The organism is Streptomyces sp. ICC1, from assembly GCF_003287935.1.
Taxonomy (GTDB): domain Bacteria; phylum Actinomycetota; class Actinomycetes; order Streptomycetales; family Streptomycetaceae; genus Streptomyces; species Streptomyces tritrimontium.
In genome coordinates, this window is sequence record NZ_CP030287.1 from 7,629,557 (window position 1) to 7,643,841 (window position 14,285).

Annotated in this window: 15 protein-coding genes and 1 riboswitch; of the genes, 11 read left to right on the forward strand and 4 right to left on the reverse strand. The window is 71.9% G+C overall.

Annotated elements, in window-relative coordinates; translation table 11 throughout:
- The first annotated feature begins 8 nt into the window (after positions 1-8).
- Positions 9-362 carry a VOC family protein gene (locus tag DRB96_RS35630; protein ID WP_112452137.1) on the forward strand — a complete coding sequence of 118 codons (354 nt, stop codon included), beginning with the start codon at positions 9-11 and terminating at the stop codon, positions 360-362.
- A gap of 42 nt (positions 363-404) precedes the next feature.
- Here the strand turns inward: DRB96_RS35630 and DRB96_RS35635 are convergent, their stop codons facing one another.
- The 4 genes from DRB96_RS35635 to DRB96_RS35650 all read right to left on the reverse strand — a co-directional run bounded on the left by DRB96_RS35635 (position 405) and on the right by DRB96_RS35650 (position 3,881).
- Positions 405-1,139: a peptidoglycan-binding domain-containing protein gene (locus DRB96_RS35635; RefSeq protein WP_112452138.1), complete on the reverse strand. Its 735-nt coding sequence runs from the start codon at positions 1,137-1,139 to the stop codon at positions 405-407.
- Between the two features lie 95 nt (positions 1,140-1,234).
- Complete coding sequence (locus DRB96_RS35640; RefSeq protein WP_112452139.1) at positions 1,235-1,687, reverse strand: hypothetical protein; 453 nt, start codon at positions 1,685-1,687, stop codon at positions 1,235-1,237.
- A 238-nt stretch (positions 1,688-1,925) separates the two neighbouring features.
- Positions 1,926-3,068 carry an MFS transporter gene (locus tag DRB96_RS35645; protein WP_112452140.1) on the reverse strand — a complete coding sequence of 381 codons (1,143 nt, stop codon included), beginning with the start codon at positions 3,066-3,068 and terminating at the stop codon, positions 1,926-1,928.
- Positions 3,069-3,263: 195 nt separating this feature from the next.
- Positions 3,264-3,881, reverse strand: coding sequence for an AAA family ATPase (locus DRB96_RS35650; RefSeq protein WP_112452141.1), 618 nt, complete (start codon positions 3,879-3,881; stop codon positions 3,264-3,266).
- A gap of 227 nt (positions 3,882-4,108) precedes the next feature.
- Positions 4,109-4,212: riboswitch (glycine riboswitch) on the forward strand.
- A gap of 184 nt (positions 4,213-4,396) precedes the next feature.
- Between DRB96_RS35650 and gcvT the strand changes: the two genes are divergently transcribed.
- From gcvT to DRB96_RS35700, 10 genes are all read left to right on the forward strand, one after another.
- Complete coding sequence (gene gcvT, locus DRB96_RS35655) at positions 4,397-5,512, forward strand: glycine cleavage system aminomethyltransferase GcvT (RefSeq protein ID WP_112452142.1); 1,116 nt, start codon at positions 4,397-4,399, stop codon at positions 5,510-5,512.
- 127 nt (positions 5,513-5,639) lie between these two features.
- Positions 5,640-6,020, forward strand: a complete 381-nt coding sequence (gene gcvH, locus DRB96_RS35660) for a glycine cleavage system protein GcvH (RefSeq protein WP_112452143.1) — start codon at positions 5,640-5,642, stop codon at positions 6,018-6,020.
- 16 nt (positions 6,021-6,036) lie between these two features.
- A complete protein-coding gene (glyA, locus tag DRB96_RS35665; RefSeq protein WP_112452144.1) occupies positions 6,037-7,293 on the forward strand; it encodes a serine hydroxymethyltransferase in 1,257 nt (418 codons plus the stop codon).
- A gap of 181 nt (positions 7,294-7,474) precedes the next feature.
- Positions 7,475-9,136 (forward strand): APC family permease, encoded by a 1,662-nt coding sequence (locus DRB96_RS35670; protein WP_112452145.1) that lies wholly within the window; start codon positions 7,475-7,477, stop codon positions 9,134-9,136.
- A gap of 134 nt (positions 9,137-9,270) precedes the next feature.
- Positions 9,271-10,653 (forward strand): L-serine ammonia-lyase, encoded by a 1,383-nt coding sequence (locus DRB96_RS35675; protein ID WP_112452146.1) that lies wholly within the window; start codon positions 9,271-9,273, stop codon positions 10,651-10,653.
- Positions 10,654-10,981: 328 nt separating this feature from the next.
- Complete coding sequence (locus tag DRB96_RS35680) at positions 10,982-11,296, forward strand: hypothetical protein (RefSeq protein WP_112452147.1); 315 nt, start codon at positions 10,982-10,984, stop codon at positions 11,294-11,296.
- A gap of 470 nt (positions 11,297-11,766) precedes the next feature.
- The gene (locus DRB96_RS35685) at positions 11,767-12,141 is read left to right on the forward strand and encodes a hypothetical protein (protein WP_112452148.1); all 375 of its coding nucleotides are present in this window, start codon (positions 11,767-11,769) and stop codon (positions 12,139-12,141) included.
- The gene (locus tag DRB96_RS35690) at positions 12,138-12,944 is read left to right on the forward strand and encodes a DUF317 domain-containing protein (RefSeq protein WP_112452149.1); all 807 of its coding nucleotides are present in this window, start codon (positions 12,138-12,140) and stop codon (positions 12,942-12,944) included. Before DRB96_RS35685 ends, DRB96_RS35690 begins: the two co-directional genes overlap by 4 nt.
- A gap of 35 nt (positions 12,945-12,979) precedes the next feature.
- Positions 12,980-13,327, forward strand: coding sequence for a hypothetical protein (locus DRB96_RS35695; RefSeq protein WP_112452150.1), 348 nt, complete (start codon positions 12,980-12,982; stop codon positions 13,325-13,327).
- Between the two features lie 161 nt (positions 13,328-13,488).
- Positions 13,489-14,148 carry a DUF317 domain-containing protein gene (locus DRB96_RS35700; protein WP_239516493.1) on the forward strand — a complete coding sequence of 220 codons (660 nt, stop codon included), beginning with the start codon at positions 13,489-13,491 and terminating at the stop codon, positions 14,146-14,148.
- The last annotated feature ends 137 nt before the right edge of the window (positions 14,149-14,285 follow it).

Sequence of the window (14,285 nt, forward strand, 5' to 3'; positions counted from 1 at the left end):
ATGGCCGCATGGAACGTGTGCTGGGAATCGGCGGACACTTCATGCGGGCCTCCGACCCGGTGGCCCTGAGCGCGTGGTACCGCGACTGCCTGGGCCTGGACGCCGACGAGCACGGGCTCTGGCGCCAGGAAGCCGGGCTGACGGTGTTCGCGGCGTTCGAGTCCGACACCGACTACTTCGGGTCCCGCGCCCAGCAGACCATGCTCAACTTCCGGGTCCGCGACCTCGACGCGATGCTCGCGCAGCTGCGCGCCAAGGGGGCGGACGTGGCCGAGGAGACGCAGGACATGGACGGTGTCGGCCGGTTCGGCTGGGTCACCGATCCCGAGGGCAACCGGATCGAGCTGTGGCAGTCCGCCTGAGCGCACCGGCCGACACCCGGGCCCCAGGGAGGTCGGGGCCGCTCAGCCGCCGGTCGGGAACACCGCACGCGTGGCCGGGCCGTAGACGCCCAGCGGGTCGCCCTTGATGCTCCGGTTCTGCTGGAGCTGGGTGACGCCGCGGCGGGTCTGGTCGTCGTAGACCCCGGTGAGCGAGACGTACGTGAACCCCTGCGCGTAGAGCCGTTCCTGCAGGGCGCGCACCTCGGCACCGCGGTCCCCCGGACTCAGGGTCCCGGCCCCCTCCGGCGGCTGCGCGCCCGTGGGACCCGGCGGCTTCGGGTCCGGGCTCTTGGCCGTCGGCGGGCCCGCGGCGGGCGGGGCCGTCGCGGAGGTGGCCGCGGGCAGGGCGGGCGGTGCGGACTCCGCGGGCGGCGAAGGCTCCTCCCCCGCCCCCGGGCTGCGCGCCGGGAGCACCGGCACGGACAGTCCGGGCGGGGCCACGGCGCGCGGCGGCTCCTCGTCGGGGCCGAGCAGGACGAGCGCGAGGACACCCGCCGCGCCGAGTGCGAGCAGGGCGAGTCCGACGAACGGGAGCCGGCTGCCGTGCCGGTCGGAGTCGGACGCCGCGCCCGGGAGCACGGACGCCGGCTCCGGCGCGGGCACGAGCGGCGGCTCGGGAACGGCGACGGACGGCCCGAAGCGGGTCGGTACGGAGATCCGGCCGGACTCATCGGGCCAGGCGGGGTACGCCGGCCCGGACGGCAGGTCCGAGCCGGGCACGTAGGGGCGTACGAGCAAGCGATCGTCGTCGGGCACGATCCCACTCTCATCGGGGTCAGGGGTCACGGTTGTCTCCCGGCGGGTACGGGGGCCGGCGCGGCGGTGCGGTGTCGGCCCCCGTACCCGGCCGGTCAGGCCCTGCGCCGCCGGGCGACCAGGACCATTCCGGCGCCGGCGCCGGCGGCCGGTACGGCTGCGCCGCCGATCGCCGGCGGCACCGCCGTGCCGGCGCCGGTCAGTGCGAGCCCGGCGCCCGATCCGCCCGTGCCGGAGGCGCCCGGGGTGCCGGGAAGGCAGCTGGTGGTCCCGGCCTTCGCCCAGCCGTACTCCGAGGCGAAGTCGATGGGCGAGGGGCCCTTGGCCGCCGTGCCGCGCCGGGCCTCGGAGGTCCCGGAGAGGGTGCCGCCGCGGCTGCCGTCGAACTCCCCGTGGCGGCCGGCCCCACCGAGCGCGCCGGTGCGGGTGGCGGCGTCCGCCGCCGGGGCGGCGGAGGTGGGGGGAGCTGCCGCGAGCACGCCCAGGGCGGCGGCGAGGGAACCGCCGAACGCGGCCGAGGCGGGCGAAGAGCGGACGGATTGGGGCATGGGGGATATCTCCGAAGTGCGGCTCGTACGGTGGCGCTTGCCGCTCGGGCGACGGGGACGCCGGTCCGGGCGGTGGTACTCGCCCGGCGCACTCTTTCCCCCGGGGATGCCCCAGGTCAAGCCTGATGTCCGATGCACCCCATCCGCCCTATGTGTACATGACGACTTCGGCCAAACCCTCCCACCGGGGCCGGTCGTCCTGCGACACTGACCGGCCGGTCGTCCGGATAGCGGACGGTCAACTCCTGGCCGACGGGCCACCGGTGGCACGTCGCGACGTGGAGGTGGCCCACACGGTGCCGGCCGCCAGGGCCATCAGCACCGCTCCGGTCAGCGGTGCGGCGGGCACGGAGATCCCGTCGACCGCGAGGCCGCCGGACAGCGCGCCGGCGGCGATGGCCAGGTTGAACATCGCGACCATCAGCGAGGACGCGGCCTCCGCGTCGTCCGGCGCGGCCTTGATCATCCAGCTCTGGCAGCTCACGGACACCCCTCCGTACACCAGCCCCCAGGCGAGCAGCAGCACCGAGCCCGCGACCGCTCCGGGCACGGTCGCGATCAGCGCGAGGATCACGGCGAGACAGACCCCGACCGCGAGCAGCGTGCGGTGGGCGTCGCGCGAGCCCGCCAGGAAGTTGCCGGCCACGCCCGCGAGCCCGTACCCCAGGAGGAGGGTGCTCACGTAGCCGGCGTCCACGCCCGACACGTCCTGCAGGATCGGCCGTACGAACGTGTACGCGGCGAACTGCCCGGTCACCACCAGGAAGGTGACGGCCACTCCGGCCCGGACCCCGCGGTTGCTCCGCAGCAGGGCGGGGAGTTGGGCGAAGGTGATCTGGCGGGTCGGCGGCAGCGGGGGCAGCAGCAGGAGCAGGGCGGCCAGCGTGAGGACTCCGAGTCCGCCGACCGCGGCGAAGGCGAAGCGCCAGCCGCCGAGTTCGCCGAGCAGGGTCCCGGCGGGGACGCCGAGCACCGAGGCGGTGGGCACTCCGCCGAAGACGAGCGCGGTGGCCCGGCCGACGTGGCGTTCGGGCACGAGGCGGACGGCGAGCCCGCCGGCTATGGCCCAGAAGCCGCCGACGCTGACCCCGACGAGCAGCCGGGCCGCCAGGAGCACCGCGAAGCCCGGGGCGAGGGCGGCGACCAGGTTCGCGACGGCCATCAGCGCGATCAGCCCGACCAGTACGAACCGCCGGTCGAGCCGGCCGGCGCCGACGGTGACGAGCGGCGCGCAGAACCCGGCGACCAGGCCGGGCACGGTGACCATCAGCCCGGCGACGCCGTCAGACACGCCGAGATCGGCGCCGACGGGCGTGAGCAGGCCCACCGGCAGCAGTTCGGAGGTGATCAGGCAGAAGATCCCGAGTGCGACGGCGCACACGGCGCCCCAGCCCTTCCATCCGGGGACGGCGCCCTCGGGGGCGGTGTCCGGTGCGGTGCATCTCCCCCAGCTACCGCCGGGAGGGGCCCCCGGACGGAGGACCACGCCTCGTACTGGACGTACCGGTGTGGTCCGACAACGCGGCGAGGTGCCGTGCCGGGCGCCGCGCCCCGGTGAACCCTTCCGGTCACAGCACTAGCGGAAGCCGATCACCGTCAGCCGTGAGGCCGCCGGCCGGTCCAGCAGGGTCACCGACGCGCAGCCGGCCGGCGGCCGGCCCGCCTCGGCCTCGCGCAGCAGCCGGGCCACCGCGCCGCGGTGCCGGGCGAAGGCGTACGCCGACACCCCCCGGCCCCGCGCCGCCTGCCCGGCCCGGGCCTCCTCGGGGGTGGTGTCGAGCAGCACCAGGTGCAGTGCGCGGCCGCGCCGCCGGGCGGCCCGGGCGAGCAGGGCCCGGACCCAGCTCTGCGTACCGCAGTCGTGGACGACGGCCGAGGCCCCGGAGCGCAGCACCCGCCACAGCCCCCAGTAGTGCGCGATCCGGACCGCCGGGCGGTACACGGCGTACGGCAGGGCGGCCGGCATCCGGCGCTCCCAGCGCTCGCGCGCGTCCTGGGAGTCGATGCCGCCGCCCTCCGCGGCCCGCTTGATCAGGGTGCTCTTGCCGCCGCCGGGCAGTCCGGACACCACCACGATGTCCCCCTCGGCGAAGTACAGCCGCCCCGGACTCGCGGCCCCGCGCACGTCGCGCACGGGCGCCGCCGCCTGCGCCGGCGCCCTCGTGGCGCCGCGCTGCGACGGCACCGCGGACACGGCCCCCGCGGCCGCCCCCGCGGCCGTGCTCGTCGTCGTCAGTACTCCGAATCTCCGCACAGTGATCGCCTCCCCCGCATCGGGTCACCGGGACCCTTCCCCCTGAGTGTAAAGAGACGGTAATCCGGGACCTCCGGTTCCGCTCCGCTTCGGGACCCCCTCCCCCATTCGGCCGCACGGCGTGCAATGATGTGCGCCATCTGGACACCAACTGCATACCGGCCGCTTGAATCCGCGCGGGAGAGTCCCGGCACGCCGCGAGGCGGTGCCCGGGCGCCGAAGGAGCAAGTACCTCCCTTGAATCTCTCAGGCCCCGTACCGCGTGGATGAGGCAGATCTGAAAAGCGAGCCGCGCCACCGCCCGTGAGGGTGTCGGCGACGGCTCCACCCAAGGTGCAAGTCGAAGACCTTCCCCTGGAAGCGGGGAACTCTCGGCGAACCTCTCAGGTTCCGATGACAGATGGGGAGGAACTCCTCCTCGTCATGTCATGCCCTGGGACCCGGGAGCCACACCCATGAGCACTGCCCCCCGCCTGACCGCCCTCGATGCGCTGCACCGTTCCCTCGGTGCGACCATGACCGACTTCGCGGGCTGGGACATGCCCCTGCGGTACGGCAGCGAGCGCGACGAGCACAACGCCGTGCGCACCAAGGCCGGCCTGTTCGACCTGTCCCACATGGGCGAGATCACCCTGACCGGCCCCGAGGCCGTCAAGGTTCTGGACCACGCCCTGGTCGGCAACATCTCCACCGTCGGCGTCGGCCGCGCCCGGTACACGCACATCTGCCAGGAGGACGGCGGGATCCTGGACGACCTGATCGTCTACCGCCTGGGCGAGGACGAGTTCATGGTCGTCGCGAACGCCTCCAACGCCCAGGTCGTCCTCGACGCGATCACCGAGCGCGCCGCCGGCTTCGACGCCGAGGTCCGCGACGACCGCGAGGCGTACGCACTGCTCGCGGTGCAGGGTCCGGAGTCCCCGGGCATCCTCGCCTCCCTCACCGACGCCGACCTGGACGGGCTGAAGTACTACGCCGGTCTGCCCGGCACGGTCGCCGGGGTGCCCGCGCTGATCGCACGTACGGGCTACACCGGTGAGGACGGCTTCGAGCTGTTCGTCGCCCCCGAGCACGCCGTGGAGCTGTGGCAGGCGCTGACCAAGGCGGGCGAGGGCGTCGGCCTGGTCCCGGCCGGCCTGTCCTGCCGCGACACGCTGCGCCTGGAAGCGGGCATGCCGCTGTACGGGCACGAGCTCACCACCGCCCTCACCCCGTTCGACGCGGGTCTGGGCCGGGTCGTGAAGTTCGAGAAGGAGGGCGACTTCGTGGGCCGCGCCGCCCTCGAGGCCGCCGCCGAGCGCGCCGCCACCAACCCGCCGCGCAAGCTCGTCGGCCTGATCGCCGAGGGCCGCCGCGTCCCGCGCGCCGGCTTCTCCGTGACCTTCGACGGCCAGGTCGTCGGCGAGGTCACCTCGGGCGCCCCGTCCCCGACGCTGGGCAAGCCGATCGCGATGGCCTATGTCGACGCGGCGCACGCCGCGCCCGGCACCTCCGGCGTCGGCGTGGACATTCGCGGTACGCATGAGGCGTACGAGGTCGTGGCTCTGCCGTTCTACAAGCGGCAGAAGTAATCCTTTCCGCTGTGCACGGAGGCCCCCGGTCCGCCCGGACCTCCCGCACGGCCACTCCCCCGCGCCCCGTCTCGGTACGCGAGACCACCGTTCGTATCCACTCCCCCGCATCCAGGAGAATCAGGTCATGAGCAACCCCCAGCAGCTGCGTTACAGCAAGGAGCACGAGTGGCTGTCGGTCGCCGAGGACGGCGTCTCGACGGTCGGCATCACGGAGTTCGCGGCCAACGCGCTCGGTGACGTCGTCTACGCCCAGCTCCCCGAGGTCGGTGACACGGTGACCGCGGGCGAGACCTGCGGCGAGCTGGAGTCGACCAAGTCGGTCAGCGACCTGTACTCCCCCGTCACCGGCGAGGTCGTCGAGTTCAACCAGGACGTCGTGGACGACCCGTCCCTGGTGAACTCCGCCCCGTTCGAAGGTGGCTGGCTCTTCAAGGTGCGCGTCACGGGCGAGCAGGACGACCTGCTCTCCGTCGACGAGTACGCCAAGCTCACCTCCGGCAACTGACCCCAGGGGATCGAAGATGTCCGTACTGAACACCCCGCTCCACGAGCTCGACCCGGCCGTCGCCGCCGCCGTCGACGCGGAACTCGTGCGCCAGCAGTCGACCCTGGAAATGATCGCGTCGGAGAACTTCGCCCCGGTCGCCGTCATGGAGGCCCAGGGCTCGGTCCTGACCAACAAGTACGCGGAGGGCTACCCGGGCCGCCGCTACTACGGCGGCTGCGAGCACGTCGACGTCGTCGAGCAGATCGCGATCGACCGCATCAAGGCGCTGTTCGGCGCCGAGGCCGCGAACGTGCAGCCCCACTCGGGCGCGCAGGCCAACGCGGCCGCGATGTTCGCGCTGATCAAGCCGGGCGACACGATCATGGGCCTGAACCTGGCCCACGGCGGTCACCTGACCCACGGCATGAAGATCAACTTCTCCGGCAAGCTCTACAACGTGGTCCCGTACCACGTCGACGAGACCGGCGAGGTCGACATGGCCGAGGTCGAGCGCCTCGCCAAGGAGTCCAAGCCGCAGCTGATCGTCGCGGGCTGGTCCGCCTACCCGCGCCAGCTGGACTTCGCCGCCTTCCGCCGCATCGCGGACGAGGTCGGCGCGTACCTGATGGTCGACATGGCACACTTCGCCGGCCTGGTCGCCGCGGGTCTGCACCCGAACCCGGTGCCGCACGCCCACGTCGTGACCACCACCACGCACAAGACCCTCGGCGGTCCGCGCGGCGGTGTCATCCTGTCGACGCAGGAGCTGGCCAAGAAGATCAACTCCGCGGTCTTCCCGGGTCAGCAGGGCGGCCCGCTGGAGCACGTGATCGCGGCCAAGGCGGTCTCCTTCCTGGTCGCGGCCTCGCCCGAGTTCAAGGAGCGCCAGGAGCGCACCCTCGAGGGCGCGAAGATCCTCGCCGCCCGCCTGGTCCAGGACGACGTCAAGGCCGTGGGCGTGGACGTCCTCACCGGCGGCACCGACGTGCACCTGGTCCTGGTCGACCTGCGCAACTCCGAGCTGGACGGCCAGCAGGCCGAGGACCGCCTCCACGAGGTCGGCATCACGGTCAACCGCAACGCCATCCCGAACGACCCGCGGCCGCCGATGGTCACCTCGGGTCTGCGGATCGGCACGCCGGCCCTGGCCACCCGCGGTTTCGACGCCGAGGCCTTCACCGAGGTCGCCGAGATCATCGCGCAGGCGCTGAAGCCCGCCTACGACGCGGACGACCTGAAGGCGCGCGTCTCGGCGCTCGCCGCGAAGTTCCCGCTGTACCCGACGCTCTGACGTCACCGAGAGGGGCCCGGCGCCCGCCTGTCTGTCCACAGGCGCCGGGCCCCCCTCATGACCAATGGCCTGGTGGAACCTGCCGATCGCCACTGATTTGTTTAATTTCATGGCAAATAGGCTGCAGATAAAGGAGTGACCGGACCCGACGGTCTCCCCGGCAGGACGGACAGCACACCTCATGGACATGAGCGCAGCCAACAGGAAGGGACTCAGTCTCTTCGCGCTGATCATGATCGGTCTCGGCTCGATCTTCGGCTCGGGGTGGCTCTTCGGGGCCGGCCAGGCCGCCGCGGTCGCGGGGCCGGCGGCCATCGTCGCCTGGATCATCGGCGCCGTCTTCATCGGCATGATCGCCATGTCCTACGCGGAGGTGGGCGCCGCCTACCCGCTGCCCGGCTCGATGGCCCGCTTCGGCACCATCTCGCACGGGCCCGTGCTGGGCTTCATGACCGGCTGGGCGGTCTGGATCGCCATCGCCGCGCTGATCCCGATCGAGTCCATCGCCGGTACGCAGTACATGTCCTCCTGGAACTTCGGCTGGGCCAAGGGGCTGGTCGAGAACGGCGGCCTGACGACCTCCGGCATGGCGATGGCGCTGTTCCTCACCGTCGCGCTGTGGCTGGCCTGCTATTGGTCGGTCGCGCTGCTCGCCAAGGCGAACAACCTGCTCACCCTGGTCAAGTTCGCCATCCCGGTGCTCGCCGTGATCGCCCTGATCGCCTCCGGCTTCCACACGGGGAACTTCACCGACCACGGCGGCTTCGCACCCAACGGCTGGCCCGCGGTCATGACCGCCGTCACCACCTCCGGCGTGGTCTTCGCCTTCAACGGCTTCCAGGCCGTCGTCAACCTCGGCGGCGCCGCGAAGAACCCCGGCCGCGCCATTCCGCTGGCCCTGGTCGGCGCGCTCTCCCTCGGCCTGGTCATCTACCTGGCCCTGCAGATCGCCTTCATCGGCGGTGTCCCGCCGGAGAAGCTGGCCGAGGCCGGCGGCTGGAGCGGCATCAACTTCTCCTCGCCGTTCGCCGACCTGGCCAAGATGCTGATGCTGCACTGGGTCGTCACGATGCTCCAGTTCGGTGCCTTCATCTCGCCCTCCGGCGCCAACATCGGCAACGTCGCCTCGGCCTCGTACATGGCGCAGAACCTCGCGGAGACCGGCTTCTTCCCGAAGAAGATCCGCGAGGTCCACCCCAAGTACGGCACCGCCCGTCCCGCGATGTGGCTGAACCTCGGCTTCTCGATCCTGCTCCTGGTCACCGTCGGCCACAGCTGGGAGGCCCTGGCCAGCGTCGTCTCCGCCGCGATGGTGGTCTCGTACCTGATCGGCCCGATCGCGGTCGGCGTCTTCCGCAAGACCAAGCCCGAGCTGCCGCGCCCCTTCCGCCTCCCGGCCGCCAAGATCCTCTGCCCGATCACCTTCGCCTTCGCCGCCTGCGCCCTGTACTGGTCGAAGTGGCCGGACACCGGCAAGGTCGTCCTGCTCACCCTGGTCGCCGCCCCGATCGCGGCCGTCGTGCTCAAGCGCAAGGGCGAGAAGAGCCTGCTCAAGCAGTTCGCCCCGGCCTGGTGGATGATCGCCTTCCTGCTGTGGCTGGGCACGCTCTCCGCGCTCGGCAGCAAGGAATTCGGCGGCAACGGGCTCATCCCGGGCGGCCTGGACATCGCCATCGTGGCCGTCTCGGCCCTGGGCTTCTACTTCTGGGCCGTACGCTCCGGCGTCAAGGCCCACCACGCGGGCCTGCCGGGCCCGGACCCGATCCTGGACGGCGACGGCGACGGCGCCGTCGAGGCGTCCGCGGCGGCCGGCGCACCGGAGCGCGAACTGACCCACGCCTGATCCCCGCCTTCCCGACCCGTCCGGCAGCCGAGCTGTTCACCTCACCGCGTTAAGCTCGTCTGCCGGACAAAATCCGCAGATCCACCCCTCCTGCCCCGCTTCCCACCCACGAGCAGACATAGGAGTCCGCAACCGTGGCCATCTCCGTCTTCGATCTCTTCTCGATCGGCATCGGTCCCTCTTCCTCCCACACCGTCGGACCGATGCGCGCCGCGCGCATGTTCGTGACCCGGCTCAAGAAGGACGGCGTCCTCGCCCAGACGGCCGCGGTCCGGGCCGAGCTCTTCGGCTCGCTGGGCGCCACCGGCCACGGCCACGGCACCCCCAAGGCGGTCCTGCTGGGCCTGGAGGGCCACTCCCCCCGCACCGTGAACGTGGAGACCGCCGACGCCGAGGTCGAGCGCATCCGCACCACCGGCCGCCTGCGCCTGCTGGGCACCGAGATAGGCGATGGCCACGAGATCCCCTTCGACGAGCCGAACCAGCTGATCCTGCACCGCCGGCGCTCGCTCCCGTACCACGCGAACGGCATGACGCTCTTCGCGTACGACGAGGCGGGCACCCCGCTGCTGGAGAAGACGTACTACTCGGTCGGCGGCGGCTTCGTCGTGGACGAGGACGCGGTCGGCGAGGACCGGATCAAGCTCGACGACACCCCGCTGAAGTACCCCTTCCGCAGCGGCGACGAGATGCTCCGCCTCGCGAACGAGACCGGCCTGTCGATCTCCTCGATGATGCTGGAGAACGAGAAGGCCTGGCGCACCGAGGACGAGATCCGCGAGGGCCTGCTGGAGATCTGGCGCGTCATGCAGTCCTGCGTCTCGCGCGGCATGTCCCGCGAGGGCATCCTCCCCGGCGGTCTGCGGGTCAAGCGCCGGGCCGCCTCCACGGCGCGCCAGCTGCGCACCGAGGGCGACCCGATGATGCACCGCAGCGAGTGGGCGACGATCTACGCGATGGCGGTCAACGAGGAGAACGCGGCCGGCGGCCGCGTCGTCACCGCCCCGACGAACGGCGCCGCGGGCGTCCTGCCGGCGGTCCTGCACTACTACATGAACTTCGTGCCGGGCGCGGACGAGGACGGCGTGGTCCGCTTCCTCCTCGCCGCGGGCGCGATCGGCATGCTCTTCAAGGAGAACGCGTCGATCTCCGGCGCCGAGGTCGGCTGCCAGGGCGAGGTCGGCTCGGCCTGCTCGATGGCGGCCGGCGCGCTGGCCGAGGTCCTGGGCGGCACCCCGGAGCAGGTCGAGAACGCGGCCGAGATCGGCATGGAGCACAACCTCGGCCTGACCTGCGACCCGGTCGGCGGGCTCGTCCAGATCCCCTGCATCGAGCGCAACGGCATGGCGGCGGTCAAGGCCGTCACCGCGGCCAAGATGGCGATGCGCGGCGACGGCTCGCACAAGGTGTCCCTCGACAAGGTCATCAAGACCATGAAGGAGACCGGCGCGGACATGAAGGTCAAGTACAAGGAGACCGCCCGCGGCGGCCTCGCGGTCAACGTCATCGAGTGCTGACGAGGCCCTCCCGGCGCCTTCGCCCCTCCGCGTGACCCCGGACGGCCCGGGGACCCGATGCTCGGCATCGGGTCCCCGGGCCGTCCGCGTTGCCGTCGCCGTCGCCCTCCGCCGCATGGGTGGGTTACGCCAGTAACTGAGTTCGAAATTGGGTGGGATATGAGGTTTGGCGACAAGTTGATCACGCTTGAGAGGGAACCAGGCGGTCTGGGCTGGTTTCTTGATGATCACCTGCGGCAGGGTGGGGGCACGACGTCGCGTCCGCACCCGGCGGTTCGGCCAACCGCCTTGGACCACAGCCTTTTTGCTTAACTGGAGGACTAGAAACATGGCAAGCACCCGCAGCATCCGTGTGATGGCGGCTGTCGCATCGCTCCCCCTCGCCTTCGCGCTCCTCTCGGGCGTGGCCCAGGCCGACAACGGGGCCGGTGCGGCCGGGACCGCGTCGAACGCGGCCCTCGCCGGCATCCTGGGCAGCGGGGTCGGAGGCAGCAACCTCGGAAACTCCTCCACCGCCCAGCAGGTCGCCTCCGGCTTCGGCGCGTCCAACCAGAACAACGGCGCGCAGTCCAACGGCTCCGGCTTCACCGCGATCGGCCAGTCCAACGCGCACGAGTCCTTCATCTACAACCCCCTGCCGTAGTCCGGCGCCCCGGTCCGGCCGCCCCCGCGGTCAGGTCCGGGGCCGCGGCCGCAGTGCTCCCGCCGAGCCCGCCCTCCCCCCGGAGGGCGGGCTCGGCCCGTTGCGGGCCCGGCCCCTCGCCGGAGGTCGGGCCGAGGGGCCCGGCGGGACGGGACCTTTGGACGGCGGCGGCGGCCCGGGGGTGGGCTAGTGCTGTGACCGGAAAGGTTTGCCGGGTCGCGGTGTCCGGTGCGGTGCATCGCAAGGCGGAGGACCACGCCTCGTACTGGACGTACCGGTGTGGTCCGACAACGCGGCGAGGTGCCGTGCCGGGCCCGCCGCCCACGCCTGGCCGTCTTCCTGCTACGCCGCTACCTCCGCACAGTGACCGCCGGCTCAGTCGGCCGACACAACCCGCTCGCCACTGGCCCGTTCGGAGTGCTGGACGAGTCCCGGCGTACAGGCACCACCGCCGAGAGACCAGGAGGAGCATGACCATCCACGACCCAGACGCCCTGACCCGGCACATCGCACAGCAGATCGCACTGCTCAACGAACACCTGGTCACGGCTCCGCCCCGCCAGGCAGCCCGGACCCTCAGCCAGGTCCTTGACCACGAAGACGGCATCCTCGGACAGCTGACCACCTTGATGGTCACCGGATCGCGTTTCGCCCAGGACCGGGCGACCGCCGGAGTACTGCCGCCCGAGGCATGGCTCGCCCTCGGCCGGGCCGCGAATGAGCTCCACGACATCGGCCTCGACCTCGACGACCACACGGAAGACCTCCGCCGACTCGCTCAAGCCCCGGCAAGCACCCCGATTCCGGCCACAGCCTCGGCTCTCGTCGCCAGGAGGCACCGGTGAAGAAGACCTGGACAGGCTGGGGGCCGACCGCCGACCAGCCGCAGCAGCACTACCTGGTCGAGCCCCGCCACCTCGGAGGCGGAGGCGATCTCCGCTTCGTCGCCGAGTACCTGCGCGCCTCCGGCTGGAAGGACATCTCCCGCACCGGCGGCCCAATCGCCTTCGACAGCCCCGACCGCACGGTGCGGGTCGGCTTCGACCCGACGGCGATGCCCGGTGGCTGGACCATCTCCGGAAAGGCTGTGGGGCAGCAGCCGGCCTGGCACGCCACGTTCACCATGGCCGTGCCGATCGAGATCGTCGCGGGCTTCACCGACACCCTGACCAAGTCCCGCTCGGCCCATGCCCCAAACGTGTGGGCTCCGCTGGAGGAGAACGGGTGGGAGACCGAACGCGGGCAGCACTTCACCGCCGTGTCGCCGGACCGTAATGCCTGGCTGCAGTTCCACCAGAGCGAACCCGGCCAGGCGCACTGGTGGGCCGGGGCCCGCACCGAGCACGGCCGGGCCTGGGACGCGGTCTTCACCCCGACGACGCCGATGCACCTCGTCCAGGGCTTCTCGGCCGCTCTGTCGGACCCGACTCCGGTCCTGCGCCAACGCGGCGAGGTCCCCGCAACGAAGTGGATCCGCACCACTTCGGTGTCCGTACGCCCCTCCGAACTCGGAGGCTGGCAGCAGGCCCGGATCACCGCCGCCCGCGCCGCCACCTGGGCCCGCAACTCCTGGAGCGCCGCCCGCCCCCGCCAGCGCACTCCCGCCAGCCCCTACACGTCAGCCGGCGCAAGCAAGTCCCGCCGCTGACCGCCCGGCCCACACCACGACCACCGAGGAACCCCATGACGGCACTCTCCAATGCCCCCCTTCCGGAGAAGATCGACCAGGCCGTCGACATCCTCCTGGAGCTCAGGGACCACCTGCGGTCCGAGCCGCCCACCGACGAGGTCCTGACGCTGCTGATACCGCTTGTCGACGAAGACCTCGGCATCCCGATGCTCCTGTCCGACGTCCTGCGCGCATCCGCCCGAGCCATCGCCACCGACGCCGACCCGTACAGCGAGGAGGTCAGCTCGGTGGTCGCCACCCTCCGCGAAGCGGCCACCGAGATCATGCAGTGGTACTCGCTGCACTGGGAGGTCCGCCGTCTGGACACTGTCATCGACGACACGCCGGGAGCGACGTCCTGAGCCAGCGGCCCTTCATCCACACCCGCGCCGACGAACCGCACAGCCGGATCTGGTTCGAGACCAGCCCCCGCCACCTCGCGGGTCGCGGCGACCCCCGCCACATCACCCAAGCTCTGCGTGCAGCAGGGTGGTCCAACCACTCCGACCCGGACTACCCGCACGTGATCCTGGCCAGCCCCGACCAGCGTTACGCCCTGGCCCTGGAACCGGAGAACGAGTCGTACTCCAAATGGTGGCGGATCAGCTGCACCAGCGACACCGAGAACTGGTATGCCCAGTTCGGCGGGAACACCCCGGTCGAGATCCTCGCCGGATTCACCGACGCCCTCCTCGCGCCCATACCCCAGACCGCCCCCGACGTGTGGTCCACCCTCACAGCGGCGGGCTGGAGTTACACCAGGGACGAGCGCGGCCACGAGCTCGCCGAACACCCCGACGGCATCATGCAACTCCGTCGGTGGAACAGGACGACCAGCTGGAACACCGGCTTCATCGCCTGCGCCCTGCTCCCCGACAGCCTCGGCGGGCAGGAAACGGTGTGGGAGGCCCACCTCGGAAACGCCCCACACCTTGCCGCCGCGTTTGCCACCGCACTGGTCGATCCCGCGCCGGTCGCACGGGCCGAGTTCGACGTCCCGCACAGCCACCTCGTCACCCAGAAACCCGGTGGCCGCCAGGGCAACGACCTCGCGAAGCAGCACGCCGCGCGCCTGGCCCAAGCCCGTGCCGCCGCCGTACGCAACCGGCGTACCGCCCTCACGACCCAGCCAATCCCCAGCTCGGCCCCGGCGGCGCCCATCGCCGCCGGGCCCCGGCGCTGACAGCGCCACCCCGACCGGTCTTCAAGGAGCCGTCCCCTCTGTCCATCACCGACCGGCAGCTCGCCGCCTTCGCCCACGACCACGAGAACCTCGGCTCGGCCATCACCCCGCGCTACCTCGCCGACGCAGGAGACCCC

Coding starts and splice junctions, on each gene's coding strand:
- DRB96_RS35685 (WP_112452148.1), top strand. CDS start 11,767: ATGACCATCCACGACCCAGACGCCCTGACCCGGCACATCGCACAGCAG.
- DRB96_RS35695 (WP_112452150.1), top strand. CDS start 12,980: ATGACGGCACTCTCCAATGCCCCCCTTCCGGAGAAGATCGACCAGGCC.
- gcvH (WP_112452143.1), top strand. CDS start 5,640: ATGAGCAACCCCCAGCAGCTGCGTTACAGCAAGGAGCACGAGTGGCTG.
- gcvT (WP_112452142.1), top strand. CDS start 4,397: ATGAGCACTGCCCCCCGCCTGACCGCCCTCGATGCGCTGCACCGTTCC.
- glyA (WP_112452144.1), top strand. CDS start 6,037: ATGTCCGTACTGAACACCCCGCTCCACGAGCTCGACCCGGCCGTCGCC.
- DRB96_RS35630 (WP_112452137.1), top strand. CDS start 9: ATGGAACGTGTGCTGGGAATCGGCGGACACTTCATGCGGGCCTCCGAC.
- DRB96_RS35640 (WP_112452139.1), bottom strand. CDS start 1,687: ATGCCCCAATCCGTCCGCTCTTCGCCCGCCTCGGCCGCGTTCGGCGGT.
- DRB96_RS35680 (WP_112452147.1), top strand. CDS start 10,982: ATGGCAAGCACCCGCAGCATCCGTGTGATGGCGGCTGTCGCATCGCTC.
- DRB96_RS35670 (WP_112452145.1), top strand. CDS start 7,475: ATGGACATGAGCGCAGCCAACAGGAAGGGACTCAGTCTCTTCGCGCTG.